The 19,833-nt window shown below is 40.5% G+C and carries 17 protein-coding genes; 5 read left to right on the top strand and 12 right to left on the bottom strand.

Annotated elements, in window-relative coordinates; translation table 11 throughout:
- Positions 1-9 precede the first annotated feature (9 nt).
- Complete coding sequence (locus DC498_RS18175; RefSeq protein WP_116875570.1) at positions 10-870, bottom strand: SDR family oxidoreductase; 861 nt, start codon at positions 868-870, stop codon at positions 10-12.
- A gap of 4 nt (positions 871-874) precedes the next feature.
- Here DC498_RS18175 and DC498_RS18170 point away from each other — a divergent pair, with 4 nt between their 5' ends.
- Complete coding sequence (locus DC498_RS18170; RefSeq protein WP_116875569.1) at positions 875-1,435, top strand: CinA family protein; 561 nt, start codon at positions 875-877, stop codon at positions 1,433-1,435.
- Between the two features lie 184 nt (positions 1,436-1,619).
- Here DC498_RS18170 and DC498_RS18165 read toward each other — a convergent pair whose 3' ends face one another.
- From DC498_RS18165 to sppA, 9 genes are all read right to left on the bottom strand, one after another.
- Complete coding sequence (locus DC498_RS18165; RefSeq protein WP_206197680.1) at positions 1,620-3,350, bottom strand: tetratricopeptide repeat protein; 1,731 nt, start codon at positions 3,348-3,350, stop codon at positions 1,620-1,622.
- A gap of 166 nt (positions 3,351-3,516) precedes the next feature.
- Positions 3,517-3,894: a VOC family protein gene (locus DC498_RS18160; RefSeq protein ID WP_116875567.1), complete on the bottom strand. Its 378-nt coding sequence runs from the start codon at positions 3,892-3,894 to the stop codon at positions 3,517-3,519.
- 83 nt (positions 3,895-3,977) lie between these two features.
- Complete coding sequence (locus tag DC498_RS26820) at positions 3,978-4,460, bottom strand: methyltransferase family protein (RefSeq protein ID WP_116875566.1); 483 nt, start codon at positions 4,458-4,460, stop codon at positions 3,978-3,980.
- A 368-nt stretch (positions 4,461-4,828) separates the two neighbouring features.
- On the bottom strand, positions 4,829-5,917 hold the full coding sequence (locus DC498_RS18150; protein WP_116875565.1) for a formylglycine-generating enzyme family protein: 1,089 nt from the start codon (positions 5,915-5,917) through the stop codon (positions 4,829-4,831).
- A 27-nt stretch (positions 5,918-5,944) separates the two neighbouring features.
- On the bottom strand, positions 5,945-7,489 hold the full coding sequence (locus DC498_RS18145; RefSeq protein WP_116875564.1) for a sulfatase family protein: 1,545 nt from the start codon (positions 7,487-7,489) through the stop codon (positions 5,945-5,947).
- Positions 7,490-7,854: 365 nt separating this feature from the next.
- Positions 7,855-9,216 carry a sensor histidine kinase gene (locus DC498_RS18140; protein WP_116875563.1) on the bottom strand — a complete coding sequence of 454 codons (1,362 nt, stop codon included), beginning with the start codon at positions 9,214-9,216 and terminating at the stop codon, positions 7,855-7,857.
- Positions 9,217-9,312: 96 nt separating this feature from the next.
- Complete coding sequence (locus DC498_RS18135; RefSeq protein WP_133176888.1) at positions 9,313-9,828, bottom strand: hypothetical protein; 516 nt, start codon at positions 9,826-9,828, stop codon at positions 9,313-9,315.
- 65 nt (positions 9,829-9,893) lie between these two features.
- Positions 9,894-11,003, bottom strand: coding sequence for an ABC transporter permease (locus tag DC498_RS18130; RefSeq protein ID WP_116875561.1), 1,110 nt, complete (start codon positions 11,001-11,003; stop codon positions 9,894-9,896).
- 50 nt (positions 11,004-11,053) lie between these two features.
- On the bottom strand, positions 11,054-12,811 hold the full coding sequence (sppA, locus tag DC498_RS18125; RefSeq protein ID WP_116875588.1) for a signal peptide peptidase SppA: 1,758 nt from the start codon (positions 12,809-12,811) through the stop codon (positions 11,054-11,056).
- A gap of 61 nt (positions 12,812-12,872) precedes the next feature.
- Between sppA and folK the strand changes: the two genes are divergently transcribed.
- The 3 genes from folK to DC498_RS18110 are packed head-to-tail and all read left to right on the top strand — an operon-like array spanning position 12,873 to position 15,312.
- Positions 12,873-13,361, top strand: a complete 489-nt coding sequence (gene folK / locus DC498_RS18120; RefSeq protein ID WP_116875560.1) for a 2-amino-4-hydroxy-6-hydroxymethyldihydropteridine diphosphokinase — start codon at positions 12,873-12,875, stop codon at positions 13,359-13,361.
- Between the two features lie 50 nt (positions 13,362-13,411).
- A complete protein-coding gene (locus DC498_RS18115) occupies positions 13,412-14,044 on the top strand; it encodes a deoxynucleoside kinase (RefSeq protein ID WP_116875559.1) in 633 nt (210 codons plus the stop codon).
- Between the two features lie 11 nt (positions 14,045-14,055).
- The gene (locus tag DC498_RS18110; protein WP_116875558.1) at positions 14,056-15,312 is read left to right on the top strand and encodes an MFS transporter; all 1,257 of its coding nucleotides are present in this window, start codon (positions 14,056-14,058) and stop codon (positions 15,310-15,312) included.
- A 55-nt stretch (positions 15,313-15,367) separates the two neighbouring features.
- Here the strand turns inward: DC498_RS18110 and DC498_RS18105 are convergent, their stop codons facing one another.
- Positions 15,368-17,611 (bottom strand): cation:proton antiporter domain-containing protein, encoded by a 2,244-nt coding sequence (locus tag DC498_RS18105; RefSeq protein WP_116875557.1) that lies wholly within the window; start codon positions 17,609-17,611, stop codon positions 15,368-15,370.
- A gap of 160 nt (positions 17,612-17,771) precedes the next feature.
- Positions 17,772-18,290 carry a YkgJ family cysteine cluster protein gene (locus DC498_RS18100; protein WP_116875556.1) on the bottom strand — a complete coding sequence of 173 codons (519 nt, stop codon included), beginning with the start codon at positions 18,288-18,290 and terminating at the stop codon, positions 17,772-17,774.
- A gap of 82 nt (positions 18,291-18,372) precedes the next feature.
- Between DC498_RS18100 and DC498_RS18095 the strand changes: the two genes are divergently transcribed.
- Positions 18,373-19,314 carry a sterol desaturase family protein gene (locus tag DC498_RS18095; protein ID WP_116875555.1) on the top strand — a complete coding sequence of 314 codons (942 nt, stop codon included), beginning with the start codon at positions 18,373-18,375 and terminating at the stop codon, positions 19,312-19,314.
- The last annotated feature ends 519 nt before the right edge of the window (positions 19,315-19,833 follow it).

Below are 19,833 nucleotides of genomic sequence, written 5' to 3'. Positions count from 1 at the left end.
TCATAAAGCCTACCCGTTAATTATTTCTCCTCCATTGGGATGAATTACCTGGCCTGATATAAAGCTGCTGTCGTCCGATGCAAGGAACAAATATGCAGGCGCAATTTCGTTAGGCATGCCAGCCCGCTGCATAGGTGAATCACTGCCGAATTTAGACACTTTGGTTTTTGAAAAGGAAGAAGCGATCAATGGCGTCCAAACTGGTCCGGGTGCCACTGCATTTACGCGAATCCCCTTTTTTACCAGGTTATCTGCCAGGCTTCGCGTAAAAGAAACAATCGCCCCTTTTGTACTTGCATAATCAATTAAAAAAGGACTGCCCCGGTAAGCTGTTACTGAAGTTGTATTAATGATGCATGCGCCTTTTTTAAGATAAGGCATAGTATACCTGGTTATCCAGAAGCAGGAGAAAAAATTGCTGTTAAAGGTTTTCATTAATTGGTGGGTAGTAATATCTTCAATGCGCTTTGATTCCCAGTGAAGCGCAGCATTATTTACCAGGATATCTACTTTACCAAATGCTTTTATGGTTTGGATTATTGCTTTTTTACAGTGCTGCTCATTGCCAATATCTCCTTTTATTAATATACAGCTGCGTCCAAAATTTTCTATTTCTTTTTTTGTATGATTGGCATCCTTTGTTTCTTTGAGATAGGCGATAGAGATATCAGCGCCATGTTTTGCAAATAATAAAGCAACAGCTTTTCCTATTCCGCTGTCGCCGCCTGTTATAAAAGCTGTTTTACCGGCAAGCTTTTTGTCGCCCAAACCTGTAGGATATGTTTCAGCAATTGGTGAGAGTTTTTCCTGTGAGCCGGGCCGATTTTGTTTTTGCCGCGGTCTTGCTTGTTTACTGGCATTTTTTTTCATAATAATGGAGAAATACAATAACAATACCATTGACAAAACCAGTAATATCTATAGAAAAATCATGAAAAATTATGAGCATATAGGGTATTGCAGAAACGATTGGGAAAAGATTGCCGCGATAATGATTAAAAGAAAAGAAACCATTGCGGTAGCTGAAAGTGTGACTGCAGGCTTACTACAATTTTGCTTATCGCTTGCCACCAATGCTTCTAAGTTTTTTCAGGGCGGAATTACTGCATTTAACCTGGGACAAAAAGCCCGGCATCTTTTAGTGGAACCTATACAAGCGGAAACAGACAATTGTGTTTCAGAATTTACTGCTGCTGCAATGGCTTTAGAAGTTTGCAGGATGTTTTCTTCGCAGTGGGGAATAGGCGTTACAGGATATGCGAGCCCGGTGCCGGAAAGCAGGAATGCTATATTTTGTTATTATGCGATAGTAAAAAACCAATGCCTGATTAAAAAGGGGAAAATAAGTTTTGGAAAAAAAATAAAAGACTTACTGCCCCAGCAATACTATACTGAAGCGATTTGTACGCAGTTGTTGAGAATTTTACACAAATAGACAGGTTGAAGTTTAATTATTGCTGAATACTTAATTCGCTGGCTAAAATTGTCCAGTGAAAAGAAGAAAACAGAATGCTCTTCAAGTATTGCATGTAATCTATCTGTCCTTACATTCAAAAAGTATAATTATTGATGGGTATTTTAGTTCCCGGTAAGTATATTTTAAAGATTATGGTTAAAATTTATTCTGTTGGTCCTGCCGATGACACAAGCTTAACATCTGCGTATTGCCAGGCTTGATCAAAGCTGGATTTAGCTTTCAGCGCTGCGTCGTTTTTGTTTTGCATTTTGAGCGCGTTGTATAATCCTGTTAATGCCCAACCGTTTTTGCGCCATTTTTCGAGGTCTTTATTGTATACGTTTTCGGCTTCTTTGTATTTACCTGCTTTTAACAGCACGGCGCCTAAATAATGTCTTACGGAAAAAAACCAGTCCGGAGGTTCATTGTAATTAAGGTTATCCTCTATAGCAACTGCTTCATTCAATAAAGTGATGGATTTATCCAGGTCATTTTTCTTCGATGCTATTTCTGCCGCCAGTACTCTTGCCGCAATCTGAACAATATCCGAAGTAGTATTAATATCCCAAATGGTAAGATGCTGAAGAATGGTATCTTTCGCCAGTAAATTCAAATCATCAAGATTTTTTTCCGCTTTTTCAATATCATTTTTGCCGGAGTTTGCCATACCCTTTGCATACAGCCAGATAGCATTGGGATACACAAGATCTTTCGCAGGTGCAGGAAGTGTAAGGATCGTGTCCCACATCGCAAATTTTACCGCTACATTATACGGAATGGTATAATAGTGCTGAAGCGTTCCCCAGCCGGGCAGGCGCATGATATCTTCTTCGCTTAGCTGTTGCATTTTTTTTGCCGCCTGCCAGGCTAATGCAGCGTTGCCTTCCAGTGTGGCTGTTGCTGCAAGAAAGTGATAGTTGTGCGGATAATATGCAAGCGGATATGCCCCCTGGGCATGACAGGTCGTAGTATAATTGCTGTCTGCTTCTACCGCATGAATATTTGAAAGCGAACCAAGATGATAATCGCCGGTATTTATATAAATATGAGAAGGCATGTGCAGCAGGTGACCGGAACCGCGAACCAATGTGTCTAACAGCCTTGCACTTGCCATTGCTTTTTCAGGAATAGCCGAAGCTTCTAATGCATGTATATAGAAATGATGAGCCCCGGGATGTTTGGGATTTTTTTTCATTAAATTTTCTAGTATTGCCAGCAATTCCGGAGTCCATGTTTTAGGCTTTTTGGTTTCCTTATCATATAAATCCCAGGGGTGAAGATCCATCAGTGATTCTGCATAAAGCGCACCAATGTCAGGATCATCAGGATATTGGGCATACACTTTTTTCATTGCATTGGCATAAGCGATATCCAATGGTTTACGGTCAGCAGGAGGTTCTGCCACATATCTTAAAATTAAAGCTTCAATAAGCGCGGCCTCTTTTGCAGTTGCTTTTTGGGAAAGGGATTTCGCTTTAAGCGTTGCTTCATATGCTCTTTGATAATGATCATCTTCCATGCCTGCGTTATAATTGGGCCCCAGCACTAACGCATATCCCCAAAAAGCCATAGCACAATTAGAATCAAGCCGTGAAGCTTCATAAAATGACCTGGCGGCTTCCGCATGATTAAAGCCATAAGCCAGCATCATTCCCTGGTTGAAATATTGTTGTGCTTCGTCGTTTGTTGTTGAAACAGGAAAGTCAATGCCTTCCAGTCCTTCAAATTTTGGAGCTTTTTTACCGGACGTGTACCACGCTTTATCCGTTGTTTTGGCGCTGTAGCAACCAATAGCTTGTGTTGCTGTATCAGGCGTTTGCGCATCCAGCTGTTTTTTGTTTTTGCATGCAAAAAGGGCCATAACTAAAATAAATACCAGGCAATGATATTTCATCAATATATGTTTACAGGTAAAATGTAAAAAATTGCACAGGATTTAGCGTCGGCAGGTAGATAATGTTTTGCCAGATTAACAACAGAAATGTTGAATGAAGATAAAAATAATATTTATGAAATGAAGTAAAAAATTTTATGGTTTATTGCAGTTTTTCTGCTGAAAATCAAATCATGGTTATTTCACTTATATCCTGTCCGAATTGCAGTATATAGCCGTTGTTGTCATAAATGGCGAACTCACGCATTTGCCAATCAAAGTTTTCAATTTCGTAACAGACTTTTGCTTTGTCTTTAAGAACGTTCCATAACTTATCAACATCATCGGTATTGAAATAAAAACTTCCGGTAAAAATTGGTTTGTTAAAAGGAGTGTGTTCATTTGGTTTTGCCAGCATAATTTCTACTTCGTCTTTGTGCAGGGATGTCCAGCCCCATTCTTCATTTCTTTCACCAGGATTGAAGCCTAAAATTTTTGTATAGAAATCTATTGTTTCATCAAGTTTGTCAGACCAAAGTATTGGTTTAAGTCCTTTTAGCTTCATGTTAATTTTTGTTTCGGTTATATATTGTTACGGTTGCAGCCAACGTCAGGACTTGTACAGCCCCGGAATTTGATTCCGGTTTATTATAGCCACCTTCTTGTTTTGTTCTTGTACTCTTTGTATTGCTGTCCAAACGCTAACTCCAGATAGTTTTCTTCACGCTTTATGATATACTCCTGGATGATGATAATGAGAACGGGAAGTAGTATAATATTCCACCAATTGCCAATAAAACATGTAATGCCCAAATATAAAATTACAAGGCCAACATACATTGGGTTGCGTGAAACAGCATAAATGCCGGTTGTTTGCAATGAACGTGCAGGTTTAATGAGAATGACCGTATTTTTTGTTACAAAAAATTGCCGGAGGCTTGTGAATAAAAAAAATAATGACGCGACTATTAAAATAATACCAATAATTTTTGCCGCTGATGTATGAAAAAAAGTGCTTGAAACCGGAACTTTCTTTTGAATAAAAATAGCGGCTAAAAAGGTCAGGACGTAAAAAAGGGGCGGAGGAATATAAACACCCGGACCTTTAGAGTGATCAGTTTGTTTAGTCATGGTGCTAATACTGAATTAAAAATACAAAAACTTATTGTTATTTAATTCGGGAGTATTCCAAATTTACGCGTCGGGAGCAGGCAGTGAGATACTGCCACGGCGCACGCCCTGATTGGTGTTTCCACGATAGCCGTTAACTTAAGAAACAAGAGTTCCTCAATCATGCCCTGGATGTGGTATTCTTTATATAACATGAGTAGCGCCTATGGCGCATAATTGTAACATTAACTGGTTTGTTTACAAACGGGTTGTGCCGATGGCACAAATAAAAGCAGCATAACGTGAAAAATGAGTGATGGAGTGATATGATGTGGATTTCTGAATGCTGACAGCTTACAGCGCATGGTATCCTGCAGCAAGATAACCTTTTACTTGTCCTTTACACATCTGAACCCCAGGTTATTGCTGCCGCTGCTTACTTCGCCTTTGCCACGGCTGCCGGCTTTGTAGCGGATACAATATTCATCACTGCATAAAAATGAACCACCGCGTTGTACGCGTTTTATAGCACCCGGTTCATCAGGGTCAAAACTATCTGACGGGCCTTTGGGGTTATCTGAAGTACTTGTTTTGTAATAATCGGGGCGATAAAAATCAGAACACCATTCCCAAACATTGCCATTCATGTCATACAACCCATAACTATCTGCGGCAAATGTTTTTACAGGCGCCACACCGGTATAGCCGTCTTCTTTGGTATTACCCTCAGGAAAATGCCCCTGGAAAATATTAGCTACCCATTTGCCACCAGGCTTTAATTCAGTGCCCCAATAATAATCATTGTATTTTTTTCCACCACGTGCGGCAAATTCCCATTCCGCTTCTGTGGGCAACCGCTTGCCTGCCCATGCAGCATATGCTGCAGCATCTTCATAACATACATGTACTACAGGTTCATTCATCCGGTTTTTAATAGAGCTGCCCGGGCCTTCAGGTTGTTGCCAGCTGGCATAATGTATATAGCGCCACCATTGCAGAGGATTATCTAAGCTTACTTTGTGCGGAGGTGGACTGAATACGGCAGAACCAGGTACTAATTTATCAGCAGGCACACCGGGAAAGTCGGCAGGATTTAAAGGATGTTCGGCAACAGTTTTGTAACCCGTTGCTTTTACAAAAGCAGCAAACTGCGCATTGGTCACTTCATGTTCATCCATCCAAAAACCGGTTACCTTTACTTTATGTAAGGGTTGTGCGTCAGGAAAAGCGTTGCTGCCCATTTCAAATTCACCTCCGGGTATCCATACCATTTTTGCACTGTCTGTTCCTTCACCCGCAGGTAAAGGCTCATTGCTTTGCATAACTGCGGCAAGGCGGGATGGCGGAGCGATACAATCAACCATGCTGTCTTTAACGTGATTACGCTCAGCAATTTTTTCAGGTTGTTGTTTGCAGGACAATAAAGTAGCTGCAACAATAAATAATGCTAAGTATATAAAAGCGTTTCCTGCTCTCATCAATCTCAAATTTTAAATCTCAAATCTCTAATTCCCCAATATTTTCAATGCATCCTCATCTTTATACGCCACAATCAAATTTTGTAAAGATGTTTTTAAACTGCTGATCAGCTTCGTGTATTTTTTATCATTATAGATATTATGCAGTTCATGAGGGTCTTTCTCAATATCAAACAACTCCCAGGTATCAATACCGCCATAAAAGCGTATCAGCTTATACTTTTCTGTACGTATACCAAAATGAGGATATACATGATGTGGCTGCGGAAACTCATAATAATGGTAGTACATTTCCTTGCGCCAGTTCGCTGGTGTCTTTTGTGAAGTTAAGAGCGGCACGATAGAAACCCCCTGTATATCAGCCGGGACTTTTACACCTGCAATATCAAGAATGGTAGGCGCCCAGTCAATACCGAGTGTAAATTTATTGATTACTGTTCCGGGTTTAATTACCCCGGGATAGCGCATTACAAAAGCGGTTCTCAAGGACTCTTCATACATAAAACGCTTATCAAACCAGCCATGCTCACCCATATAAAAACCCTGGTCTGAGGCATATATTACGATAGTATTTTCAGCTAAGCCGTTTTTGTCAACATAGTCGAGTATGCGGCCGATATTCCTGTCTAATGAATGCGCGGTAGCTAAATAATCTTTCAGGTAGCGCTGGTATTTCCATTCTACCAATGCCTTGCCGCTTAATTTTTTTTCATCAAATTCTTTGCTCACTTTTCCCTCGTAGTAATCATAATATGCTTTCCGTTGTTCTGGAGTAAGCCGCCTGAATAACCAGTCTTTTTCATAATCAACATGCACTTTCAGGTCTTCCTTCAGGCGCATGGTTTTGTCAATGGTCATGTCTTGTTTCTCTGCGGCAAGTCTTCCCTCATAATTATCATAAAATGTTGGAGGCAACGGGAAATTAATGCTGTCATATATGCCCAGGTCCTGTATGTCAGGAAACCATTCCCTGTGCGTAGCTTTTTGCCCCACCACAAGAAAAAATGGTTTTGATTTATCCCTGTTGTTTAACCAGTCTACAGATAAGTTTGTGGTGATATCTGTAACATATCCGTTATACCGTGTGGTATCTTTTTTACCATCCACAAAATCCGGGTTATAATAACTGCCCTGGCCAGGTAAAATATTGCAATAATCTAATCCATTGGGAATAGCGCCAAGATGCATTTTACCAATCCATGCGGTTTGATAACCATTTTGCTGTAGCAGCTCAGGAAAAACCTGCTGGTTAATGTCAAAACTTTTTTCATTAAGCTTATAGCCGTTGATATGGCTGTATTTGCCGGTAAGCAAACAAGCCCTGCTTGGTCCGCAGATGGAATTTGTGATAAATGTGTTTTTAAAAATTGCGCCTGAACTGGCGATCCTGTCAATATTAGGTGTTTGCACCAGCTTGTTTCCGTAAGCGCTTATGGTTTGATATGCATGATCATCTGAAAAGATGAAAATAATATTGGGCCTGGATGTTTTTTGCTGTGCCGTTTGTGCCTGTATAGAATGTATACCTGGTGCAAACAATAGCGCAATCAAAAAAGCGGATTTTATCTTCATATTTGTAATACTTGATAATGCAATTTATAAAAGATTAAACTATCAGGTTCTTTTGACCTGAATTTGAAGCGGCAAATATATACAAAATAGTCTACTTTTTAAGTAGACTATTTTGTATGGAACAGGGGTTGCGCCTTTGTAAAAAACCTGAAAGCAACAGTATTATTCTTTCAGAGCGCAGGGAGTGCTTAGATTTTATTACCTGTGCAGGAACAGAATATAATAGCTCTCGGCTTTCAGCTGCCGGGATGCGCAGGTGAGTCGAAAGATACTATGGGTTCAAATCTCCATGCCAGCGGTATCCGCAATGACGCAGGAGTATTTGTTTTGCTGTCAACACTAAAGTTGGTGTCAAAAGTGCCCGGTTAAGGAAAAAGGGGAGTGATATTATCATCGGAGTGAATGAGCAGGTTTGTAATAGGAATGCTGAATAATATGGATGTACCATTGGTATTATTTACATGAATATCGCCGCCGAGGTAATCCATTCTTTTTTTCATATTGCGCATACCATTGCCTTTCAGCGATTGAAATGATACGTCTTCCATACCTATTCCATTATCCGATATATTAATTTCAAGTTTATCTGTAATAGTGAACGCTATATTTACAATAGAAGGGGCTGCATGTTTGATAGCGTTATGCAGCGATTCTTTTACAGCAAGAAAGATATGTCGGCGTGCATCGCTGGATATATGAATGTTTTTAACAGGCTCGGTAACGGTAATGTTGCAGTGAACACCAACCTGCTGCATAAAACTCATAGCGTATTCCCGCAGGTAAGATATCATTCCCGGCAAGTTGTCGTTTTGATGATTAAGCGACCATACGATTTCATTCATTGACTGGATCAGTCTTTCTGAATTTTCAGAAATTCTTTCCAGTTCAACAAAATGCTTATCGCCCATTTTTTGCTTTACCATATCGCTCATCAGTTTTATCCCGGATAATCCATCACCTAATTCCGATTTCAGCTCGTTTGAAATTTCAGAGCGAACGGATTGCAGGTCAGACAATAATTTTTCTTTTTCTACAGCTGTTTTATTGGGTGCATGAATGGTATTGGCGTTTGTTTCAAGCACAATTTTTGACTTATATATTAATCCTGTATTAATGCAAATGAGCTCTAGTATAACGCCTATCTGCAAAAAAATACTTGCGTCTAATGCTCCTGCCCAGCCTGGTTTAAATAGCCGGAAAAAAAGTGAAAGTAATGCTCCTGTGCCCATCATGATACTTCCAGCCATTAAAAACCCCACAAGGCTTTTATTTATTTTATAAATTTTTAACAGCATATCTACAAAAAAAATAAAAGCTATAATGGATACAAGAAGATGTACTGCTTCCTGCAGCCGGTGATTGTCTGATACCAAATACCAGCACAAATTAACAATGGTATATGCAAGCATTATCCTGATTGCAATGCCTGCTTTTCTGTCTATACCAGGCATTAACCCGGAGCTGTTTACAAACAGTCGTCCAAATTCTACATAAAAACAAATTGCCAGGAATACCAGGTCTCTGTCTATGATTTTTTGATGAAAATGAAATGCGCCGATGTACACTTCGTTATTTGCAACGAGATATTTTAAGAAGAAATAAAGCCCTATAAGAATGCAATAGGCAGCATAAAATATATATTCTCTTCTGCGAAAAAAATACCATTGTACCAGTGAATAGAGTACCTGGAAGACCAAAATGCCTAATATCAATGGTTGCGGAAGCATCAAATACGGAACAGTATACTTTAAGGGGCATATTACGAAAAAAAATCTTCATAAAACCTAAGATTAATCATCTATCCCAATCATTGACCGAAAATGCTATTTGCTTTCCAGGTATTGTTTTAATGACTTCAGGCTGTTATCAATATAAGTCTCCTTCAGGCTTTCAGAAAACAAGCCATAAAATTTCTCCCAGGGATACCATTTCAGGTCTTCAGCAATCCACCAGTCTACCTTGGTTAAACCGGTATTATCTGTATTCTTTACAACGTTAAAACCGCTTTGAAAAACCTGTTTATTGTCAGTAGTAATAACGGCTATGATACTGTCTGCAGAAAGCCGTTCGAGTGCTATTGTATTTGTTTTGTTGTCATCTGTTTTCCAGCTTACTTTATTATCGCCTGAAAAGTGGTATGCAGTAGTTTTATCCTGCAGCAGCGGGTTCCAGTGCTGCCAGGTTTGAATTTGCGACAATGAGTTGGAAACACTGTCTTTTGAAACCGACAAAAGTATTGATTTTGATACGCGGACATGAGATGGTAAAAACAGTGATATGATCAATATGATCATGCCAATGCCTGTAAAGCCAATCAGAATTTGTTTTATTAGTCGCATACTTTAATACAGTAAAATTTATTTCACCATTGCCCACAGCTCATTGCCCATCGCCTGATGTTCACCTATTCCCATTTAAATAATTTTACAGCCAGTGAATAACCGATAACGGCCCATATAGCAAGTATGCCCAATTGTTTACCGCAGGCTGTAAGATGTATGCCTTCAAAGGCGATATTGCGCATGGCATCATTTAGATGAGTGAGGGGTAATATTTTACATAGCGGCTGTAACCAGGTTGGAAAATTATCTATAGGAAAAAAAGTGCCTGATAGCAGGAATTGAGGCATTGTTACAATATTCGCCAGCGGGGGGATTGAGCTTTCATTTTTTGCAAGCCCGCTTACCACAAATCCAAAAGACATGAATACCATCAATCCAATAAAACTGAGTACCAGTAATTCCACAAAAGTCAGCCAGCCATGCACCAGCGTAAAATGAAAAAAGTAATGCCCTATCAACAATATAACAACGGCGGTGATCAACTGGAAAATAACCCTGCTCAAACCCTCACCTAATACAATATGCGTTCTGCTGATAGGAGTGGCAAAAAATCGTTTAAGCACTAATGTTTGCCTCAGGTTGAAAAATAGAAAAGCAACCCCGAAAACACCGGCGCTCAGCAATGAAAAACCTAACTGGCCGGGCAATATAAAGTCGATGGTGCGATATGTTCTGCCGGGGATTTTTTCTATATTATTATTTATTGCCGCTACTGTTGGCTGATCAGGAAACTGCTGCTTATCCATATTGGTGATGATAGAACCCAAAATAGATTTCAGCACCTGGATGTTTTGCGGATTTACAGCCTCTGAGCTTGTTAAGTTTACAAAATAAGCCGGTGAAGCAGTTTTGTTGTTTTTCTGAATAGAGATGGTCGCGGTCAGTCTTCCTTTTTCAAGGTCTTCAGTAATTTCTTCCGGGCTTTTTTCTACGATTTTAATGCCGGGAATAGTATTGATTATCCTGTATAACTGGCTTGAGGTATCAGCATCTGGCGTAAACGCTGCACGCAGTGAAACACCACCTGAGCCGCCCAGGAAACCGAATACCAAAATAAAAACCAACGGAAAGGCAAAACTGAAAACAACAGCGGAAGGGCTTCTGAAAATAGCGATAAGTGCTGCCTTGGTGATGGCGAGCATGGCTTTAAACTGGCTATAGGATTTTGACATGCAATTATATTTCCACGGGTGAAGGTAGTAGTTTTAGAAAAACCAGCAAGTTATTCTACTGTAATATCGTAAGGCAACCTTGTTTGTACCGTTCCTGTCATATCTTTTATACGCTTTACCTGCTGGTACAGTAAGAATGCTTCATTGCCAAGTTCTTCTTTAATGGCTTTTGTTTTGATGGCTTTACTGTAATTGTTTCTCAGCATGTCGAGAAAAGATTTTGGTTCCGGGTATTCTCTCACGCTGTAGTCTTTAAGTTTAGCCATTCCGGCAGCGCACGCTATAGCATCCTGCAAACCGCCTATTTTGTCAACCAGCCCTAATGTTTGCGCCCGGTTACCGGTCCAAACCCTGCCTTGTGCTATACTGTCAACATAGGTGAGGTCTTTTTTGCGGCCGTCTGCAACGCGGCTTTTGAAATCGGCATATATAGTATCTATCTCACTTTGAATGATCAGCTTTTCAGAAGCTGTAAGTGGCCGGCTTATGGTGCCAATATCAGCGTTATCAGCCGTTTTAACCTGGTCGAATGTAATACCGAGTTTATTTTTGAAGAAGTTCTGCATGTTGGGAATAATTCCAAACACACCTATAGAGCCGGTAAGGGTATTGGGTTGGGCAAAAATACTGTCGGCGCCACAGGAAATATAATAACCGCCTGATGCTGCAAGATCTCCCATTGAAACGATAAGCGGTTTCCCTGCTTCACGGGCAAGTTGGGTTTCGCGCCATATGATTTCACTTGCCAATGCACTGCCGCCCGGAGAATTTACACGAAGTACAATGGCCTTGATATTTTTATCATTTCGTACACGTGCCAAAAGCGCCCTGAAATCATCTGAGCCTACCTGCCCGTCTTCTCCCTTGCCATATACAATATCACCTTCGGCATAAATAACTGCTACACGGTCGCTGCCATATTTTTTTAAGTTGATGGCTTCCGCATAACTGCCTATAGTAATGAAATTGATTTCATTAACCTTTGGCGCACCGCTCTTTTGCATAAGCTCGGTTTTAACCTCGTCATCATATTTTATGGCATCAATAAGTTTGTATTTCACAGCGTCTGACGCTGACCGGATGGCATACATATTTGCATATTGATGCAAAGTTGCTGTGTCAATATCCCTTGTTTCAGAAGTTGTTACCAGCAGTCTTTTATACAGGTCTCCAAGCCATACTGTTGTTTGTAAACGATTGGCTTCGGTCATTTTTTCTTCCCGCAGGGGTTCCGTAGCGCTCTTGAATTTTCCGTCGTAAAAGATCTGCGGCTCAATTTCCAGCTTATTCAATGTGTTTTTCAGGAAAAAAAGTTGCGAGGTAAAGCCTTTCCAGTCAACGGCACCTTTGGGATTGCAATAAATTTTATCTGCAGCATTAGCTACATAATAAGCTTTTTGTGAAATAACATCGCCATAAGCAATAATGAATTTTTTGCTTTGCTTAAAGTCAATAAGCGCATTCCTTATTTCTTCACTTGCGGCATAGCCGTTAGCATTATCATTGCATTTAAGATAAATACCTTTAATAGATGAATCGCTTTTTGCATGATTGATCAAACGTACAAGGTCGAAGAGGGCAATAGGGGTCATGTCTGCATCGCCGCTCAAAGCTGAAAATGTATTGTCCTTTTTCCTGTCGCTGAAGCTGCGTGAAAGATCAAGCACCAGTACCGATCTTTCCGAAACTGTTTTTTTCTGTGAACTCGAAATGCTGCTTACAATAACGAAGAAAATAAAGAAGATCACTCCGGTGAAAACGATTAGCGCCAGTAGAGCCGCTCCAAAAAACTTTAAAAAACTCCTCACGTGTGTAAAATTTAATCTGGTAAAAATAAAGATATTTGGCACTTGAAATTACATTCAATTCATGAATACGGCATATTTACTGACAGGCGGTAATATTGGGAACAGGAAACAACACCTGGAGCATGCGGCAAATGCCTTGTCAAAGGAGGCGGGCAATATAATGGCTTTATCAGGAATATATGAAACGGCCGCCTGGGGAAAAACCGATCAACCCTTGTTTTTTAACCAGTGTATTGGTATTGAAACAATGCTTTCTGCAATGGAATTGCTCCATATTATTATGGCAATAGAAAAAAGAATGGGACGATTGCGGGAAGAGAAATACGGGCCAAGAATAATTGATATTGATATATTGTTATATAATAATGATATTATAGATGAGCCTTCCTTACAAATTCCTCACCCGCGGCTGGCAGGCCGGCGTTTTGCTTTAGCGCCACTTGCTGAAATAGCCGCAAGGGTTATGCATCCTGTTTTCAAAAAAACGATCAGCGAATTATTACTTGAATGCAGGGATATGCTTCCGGTAAAGAAGCTGGACAACTGTTGATAAACTGTTTTAATATTTGTGCGGGGGTTTGTTTAAGTTTGGCTTTCTTTATGAATTATCATTTTATTACTATTGAAGGGAATATAGGAGCAGGCAAAACCACATTAGCGCATTTACTCAGCAAACATTTTAATGCACGACTGATTTTAGAACAATTTGCAGATAACCCGTTTCTTGCAAAATTTTACGAAAATCCCAAACAGAATGCTTTTCCGCTGGAATTGTTTTTTATGGCGGAAAGATACAAGCAGCTTAAAGATTTGATTCATACACAGGATCTTTTTCAAAGCATTACCATATCAGATTACCTGTTTACCAAATGCCTGCTTTTTGCAAAAGTGAATTTGCCTGATGAAGAATTCTTATTGTACCAGCGCTTGTTTGATATTATTCACCAGCAACTTGTTCAACCGGACATATTGATTTATCTCCATGCACCTGTGAGCACATTGCAGCATAATATACGCAAACGAGGAAGGGCATACGAACAGCAGATACCGGATGATTATCTGTTCAATATACAGCAAACATATACGCACTATATAAAGCAGCATAATATTAAAACACTTTTTGTAGATGCATCCAAAGCAGATTTTTTAAACAACGATGATCATGTTAAAATTATAGTTGAAGCTTTGGATAAAGAGTATGAAAACGGGCAGCATTTTATAGCACTGCCCTGAAACTTTAATAAATGAGCCAGGAAAATATTATTAATAAACCCAACAATCCATTTGAATCAGTACAAATACCGGAGTTCAGAAATTTAATTACGGGCAGGTTTTTATTTATTCTTTCGCTGCGCATGATGAGCACGCTTACAGGCTGGTGGATTTACAAACTTACCAGCGCCCCTTTTGCAATAGGTTTGATTGGGTTGTCGGAAGTTGTTCCGGCATTAACATTGGCTTTATACGCCGGGCATTATATTGATATGAGCGAGAAAAAGAAATTGTTGCTCACCGGGGTTTTTGCTTACGGATGCGCCTGCTGCATACTTTGGTTCCTGTCATCTGATTTTACGAAATCACATCTTACCAATCGCTGGATAGCCATATGTATTTACGCGGTTATTTTCTGCACGGGTATTGTAAGGGCTTTTGCCGGGCCTGCTTTTAATGTGATCCTTTCTTTAATTGTTCCGCGGCATTCGTTGCAAAACGCTACAACATGGAACCAGGGCGCATGGCTTACTGCCTCTGTTACAGGGCATGCATTGGGAGGCTTTTGTATAGCGCTGGTTGGCATTCATGGCACGCTCGCATTTATTTGCGGGGGAATATTTGTTGCATTTATTGTACTTACCGGGCTTAAACGTAAACCGCCGGTAGCGGTTAATAACGAAAAGAAAACCTGGGATAGTGTGAAAGAGGGTTTGCGGTTTGTGTTTAAAACAAAAGACCTGCTTGGCGCTATATCGCTTGATATGTTCGCTGTTTTTTTTGGCGGCGCTGTGGCAATGGTGCCGGTATACGCCAGCGATATATTAAAAGTTGGTCCTGAAGGATTCGGGTTTCTTAACGGTGCTGCAGACATTGGCGCTATCTGCAGCGTGCTGCTGCTTACCATTTTCCCGATGCGCAAAGAGCAGGGCAGGAGGCTGATCATTGCGGTTGCAGGTTTTGGTATATGCATCATTGTTTTTGCATTATCAAAATGGTACCTGCTTTCTTTTTTTGCGCTCATGTTCAGCGGGGTATTAGATGGTATAAGTGTAGTGATACGCGGCACTATTATGCAGCTAAAAACGCCTGATGCTATGAAGGGCAGGGTAATGAGCGTGAACTCCATGTTTGTAAATTCAAGCAATGAACTCGGCCAGTTTGAAAGCGGGTTAACCGCCAGGCTAATGGGTGTTGCTCCGTCAGTAATATTTGGCGGATGCATGACGCTGATAGTAGCCGTTGTTACCTGGTTTAAGGCGCCACAGTTAAGGAAACTGGAGTATTAATGGGCATAATACATGTATTGGCTGCATTGCCCCGCAAGGTTTATGCAGGATGTTCTTAATCCTTCACCAACTCCTGTATCTTTCTCCTGTCGCCTACAATCCATATAATATCATTCCATTCAAATATCGTGTGTGAGTCAGGGTTTAAAATCCGTTTGCCATCTCTTTCAATACCCACCACAAGGCCGCTTGTTTTTTCACGGATGCCGGATTGTCTTATCGTCATTCCCTTTAGTTTGGTATGCTCGTCTACCACAATTTTTTGAAGAGCAATATTGTCGGTATCTTCTGCCTGTGTGCCTGAAGGCTCTTCAGCGGCATCAATAACGGGCTTAAATGTTTGCAGTTGTTCATCTGTACCTATAACGCCAATATCATCCAGCGGGTATAATCTTTCCTGTGCGCTTGGCGCGTAAATAATTTTTTCTCCGCGTTTAATAAAAGCGATGTTTATGCCGTATTGCTCACGCCATGACAGCTCCTGCAGAGGCACACCGATAAAAGGCGCGTTTTGATTAATAGTAAAGTCTGCAAGGTGAGCATCCCATGGTGAAAATGAAGAATTAGGATCGCCATTAGCGCTTTGGGCTTCCCTTTCTCTTTCATTCAGATTATCTATAAAGCGGCTGTGCAGCCTGTTGTAAAATCCCTGTATTCTTTTCGAGAAAAAGAATAATACGATTATGGCAACAGGTATCACCACTAAAAATGCAATGGTGCCGGAGTAAATACGGTCAACCAAAAAGCCTACCAGTAATACGGCTATAATCACACGGCAAACTTCCAGCACAAGCAATGGTCCGTGGTTGTATTTTTTATCGAGCCATAATGTAGTATAAGCGGAATTATGAGGCTTGCGGGCCATTAATGCCCACATAAACGGGGCTATGGCGGCAAAGGTTATAACAAGAAACAATAGTTTGCTGAGTGCTAAATTTTCAAACCGTTCATTTAAAAATGGAAGGAAAAAGGTAACAGCCAGCAACATGATCGCGATAATGATAATAGCATTTGCTCCAACAATGGTGGCATAAGAGCGCAATACAATTTTCCATTCGCTTTCTGCCTGTATATTTTGAGCGCCTGTAGAATAGCGATTCAGCATGTTTAATAACCTGGGCGGTATCAGGCGGCTAATGAAATTATAAAACGGCTCGGAAAATTTTATGAAATAAGGTGTAGTGAATGTGGTAATTGCCGATACACCAACTGCTACAGGAAACAAAAAATCGCTGGTAACGCCCAGTGTAATGCCAAGAGTGGCAACTATAAAAGCAAACTCACCGATCTGCGCCATGCTCATACCCACCTGTATGGATTGCTTAAGTGGTTGTCCTGATAATAGTGCACCTACGGTAGTGCTGACCATTTTACCAAAAATAGTCAGCAGTGTTACCCATAATATTGCCCAGCGGTGTTCTACCATAGCTGCAGGGTCAATCATCATACCAACAGAAACAAAAAAGATTGAACCGAAAAGATCTTTGACCGGTTTAAAGAGATGTTCAATTTTTTCTGCGGATGTTGTTTCGGCTAAAATAGAACCCATCACAAATGCACCTAATTCGGCTGAGAAACCAATTTGTGTTGCCAGCACAACCATGCCGAGGCATAAGCCTATTGAAAGGATTAGCAGCGTTTCTTCATCAAGCAATTTTTTTGTAAGCCGCAAAAAACTGGGTAATAAAAATATACCTGCCATAAACCATACTGCCAGGAAAAAAAGCAGCCTTAAAATGGAGGAAACCATTTCCGCTCCGTCAAATTGCTGGCTCACTGCCATGGTGGATAATAAAACCATGAGTAAGATCACTACAATATCCTCCACTATCAATACACCAAATACAATGCCTGCAAACTGTTTTCTTTTTACACCCAGCTCATCAAATGCACGTATAATAATGGTGGTTGATGAGCTTGCCAGTAAACCTCCCAGGAACATACTGTCCATTACAGACCAGTTCATCCACCTGCCCACAAAATATCCTAAAACAAGTATGGCCACAATCTCTACAATAGCGGTTATAGAAGCGGCGCCCCCAACCCTGAGCAGTTTTTTAAAGCTAAACTCAAGTCCAAGACTGAACAGTAAAAATATTACACCGATCTCTGCAAGCGTTTTTACATTTTCGTTATCAATAATGGTAGGCACAATAGATACGTGCGGACCAACCAAAAAACCGGCAATAATATAGCCAAGCACCAATGGCTGTTTAATGCGGCGGAACAAAAGCGTTACAATTGCACCGGCCGCTAAAATGAGCGCCAGATCTGCTATTAATTTTGGTAGATGCCCCATTGGCTGAATATTCGGTTTTTTGTATGTTTAATAATAGCGGTAGCCTTTACCGGTCAACAACATTTGATGCTAAAATCCTTGGAAATTTTAATACGAATACCTTGACAGGGCACAAAGCTTTATCGTTAAAGCATTAAGCAAGGCTTAATCGCAAATTTAATCATTTCAGCGCTAAAAGTTGTTCCATTACATAAAAAACTGCCGGGCAAAAGGTGGAATTTTTCAAAGTAATTTTCGGACGGTTTAATAATACATCTTCATCAGTATAAGGAAAGCGTTCGCAATCAGAAGGACGTTGTTCATAGATGCTGCAATAATTATCTGCACCTAAAAAGGGGCAGGGACTTTGTTTGGTAACATAATCTCCATCCTCATCAAGGCGCAGGTAGGTATCTATAAAAACGCTTTCTTTTAGTTTAAGATGCCTGCTTATGCGTTTTATATCAGGAGTTTTAAAACGGGGAGAATAATTTTTGCAACAGGCCGCGCATTTCAGGCAATCAATTTGTTTAAATGCTGCTTCATGCAAATCAGGCAGGCGCCTGAGTATTTTATTTTTATTGGGCTTATGCAAAAAATGAGCATAGGTTTTCTGCTGTTCAGCAGCTTTTTTTTGCCACGCTTTATCTTTCCATTCACCAGCAGTAAATGGCGATATGTCTTTTTTATCGTTGCTCATAATTTAGTTGAACGGTAGAAAACCAGGCTGCAAGTTACATAACTATTAATGCACAACGGTTATCTTTGCGGCGTAACAGCATATGGATTCACTAAGAGAACAGATATTAATACTTATAAGCACGCCTGTTTATATATTCATTATCGGTATTGAAGTATTACTGAGTAACTACAGGCATCAAAAATTATATACCTGGAAAGATACCCTGACCAATGTATACCTGATGATCGTGAACAGCGCGATAGACTTAATGTTCCGCGGTGTGTATATTTTGATTCTTGATTATTGCTATCGCCATCATGTTATTGAATTTCATAATATGATTGTGTATTGGATAATATTGCTGTTGCTTGAAGATCTTTTGTATTACTGGCTTCATCGCTTTGATCATGAAATAAGATTGTTCTGGGCTGTGCATGTTACGCATCATTCGTCGGAGCATCTCAATTTTACAGTGGGGTTCCGTTCTTCCGTTTTTCAGCCATTATACCGTTTTATATATTTTATGCCGCTTGCACTGATGGGTTTTAAAGCGCTTGATATTGTGTTTATATATTCTGCAACACAGATATGGGGCATTTTTGTACACACTGAACTGATTAAAAAAATGGGGTGGCTGGAATATATACTTGTAACACCTTCGCATCACAGGGTACACCATGCATCCAACCCCAAATATCTTGATAAGAATATGGGCATGTTCCTTATTATCTGGGATAAGATGTTTGGTACATTTCAGCCCGAGCTTCCTGAAAAGGCCTATCAACCTATCAAATACGGTTTAACCAAACCGCTTGAAAAAGAAAGCTGGGGCAATATTATTTTTCATGAATGGAAAAGTATATTGGGTGATCTAAGGAGAACAGATATTGGCTGGCGGGAAAAAATGGGGTATATATTCGGTCCGCCCGGCTGGAGCCATGATGGCAGCCGCCTTACCAGCGAGGAAATGCGGAAAGAAGAGGATGGGGTATATGAGGAGGAATATGGGGTAGGATATAGTAAAGTGGTAAGTGGTAAGTAGCTATCAGCCGTCAGCTATCAGCTATGGACTATGGGTCCGGATCGTTCCTTTGTGTTTCTTTGTGTAAGCCCTTTGTGTATTTTGTGGTTAAATCGTACGTCCTGGTTGCGTGTCCCGCGAGCCACCTCTTGCCTGCGCTAAGCTATGAGCTGTCAGCGTAACAACCGTCAGCTATCAGCTATGGGCTAATGGGTCCGGATCGTTCCTTTGTGTTTCTTTGTGTAAGCCCTTTGTGTATTTTGTGGTTAAATCGTACGTCCTGGTTGCGTGTCTCGCGAGCCACCTCTTGCCTGCGCTAAGCTATGAGCTGTCAGCGTAACAGCCGTCAGCTATCAGAATTGTAGTTTTGTTTTTTCAAACTACCTCCTGCATTCGCCTCCTGCCTGATCTCCTGATCCTTCGCGCCGCCCCTACTAAGAACAGCTTATCCACATTGTTTTTCATCTTGCCTGCAGGCTTTTATTAATCACTTGCATTATCGTAACTTTGCGCATCTTTTTTACACCCTTACAATTGCAG

Source organism: Terrimonas sp. (assembly GCF_003075435.1).
In the GTDB taxonomy this organism is placed as follows: domain Bacteria; phylum Bacteroidota; class Bacteroidia; order Chitinophagales; family Chitinophagaceae; genus Agriterribacter.
This window is presented reverse-complemented; position numbering and strand designations above follow the sequence as displayed.

Bases quoted from the DNA above. Each gene is read 5' to 3' on its own strand.
- DC498_RS18175 (WP_116875570.1), bottom strand. From the start codon at position 870: ATGAAAAAAAATGCCAGTAAACAAGCAAGACCGCGGCAAAAACAAAAT.
- DC498_RS18170 (WP_116875569.1), top strand. From the start codon at position 875: ATGGAGAAATACAATAACAATACCATTGACAAAACCAGTAATATCTAT.
- DC498_RS18165 (WP_206197680.1), bottom strand. From the start codon at position 3,350: ATGAAATATCATTGCCTGGTATTTATTTTAGTTATGGCCCTTTTTGCA.
- DC498_RS18160 (WP_116875567.1), bottom strand. From the start codon at position 3,894: ATGAAGCTAAAAGGACTTAAACCAATACTTTGGTCTGACAAACTTGAT.
- DC498_RS26820 (WP_116875566.1), bottom strand. From the start codon at position 4,460: ATGACTAAACAAACTGATCACTCTAAAGGTCCGGGTGTTTATATTCCT.
- DC498_RS18150 (WP_116875565.1), bottom strand. From the start codon at position 5,917: ATGAGAGCAGGAAACGCTTTTATATACTTAGCATTATTTATTGTTGCA.
- DC498_RS18145 (WP_116875564.1), bottom strand. From the start codon at position 7,489: ATGAAGATAAAATCCGCTTTTTTGATTGCGCTATTGTTTGCACCAGGT.
- DC498_RS18140 (WP_116875563.1), bottom strand. From the start codon at position 9,216: ATGCTTCCGCAACCATTGATATTAGGCATTTTGGTCTTCCAGGTACTC.
- DC498_RS18135 (WP_133176888.1), bottom strand. From the start codon at position 9,828: ATGCGACTAATAAAACAAATTCTGATTGGCTTTACAGGCATTGGCATG.
- DC498_RS18130 (WP_116875561.1), bottom strand. From the start codon at position 11,003: ATGTCAAAATCCTATAGCCAGTTTAAAGCCATGCTCGCCATCACCAAG.
- folK (WP_116875560.1), top strand. From the start codon at position 12,873: ATGAATACGGCATATTTACTGACAGGCGGTAATATTGGGAACAGGAAA.
- DC498_RS18115 (WP_116875559.1), top strand. From the start codon at position 13,412: ATGAATTATCATTTTATTACTATTGAAGGGAATATAGGAGCAGGCAAA.
- DC498_RS18110 (WP_116875558.1), top strand. From the start codon at position 14,056: ATGAGCCAGGAAAATATTATTAATAAACCCAACAATCCATTTGAATCA.
- DC498_RS18105 (WP_116875557.1), bottom strand. From the start codon at position 17,611: ATGGGGCATCTACCAAAATTAATAGCAGATCTGGCGCTCATTTTAGCG.
- DC498_RS18100 (WP_116875556.1), bottom strand. From the start codon at position 18,290: ATGAGCAACGATAAAAAAGACATATCGCCATTTACTGCTGGTGAATGG.
- DC498_RS18095 (WP_116875555.1), top strand. From the start codon at position 18,373: ATGGATTCACTAAGAGAACAGATATTAATACTTATAAGCACGCCTGTT.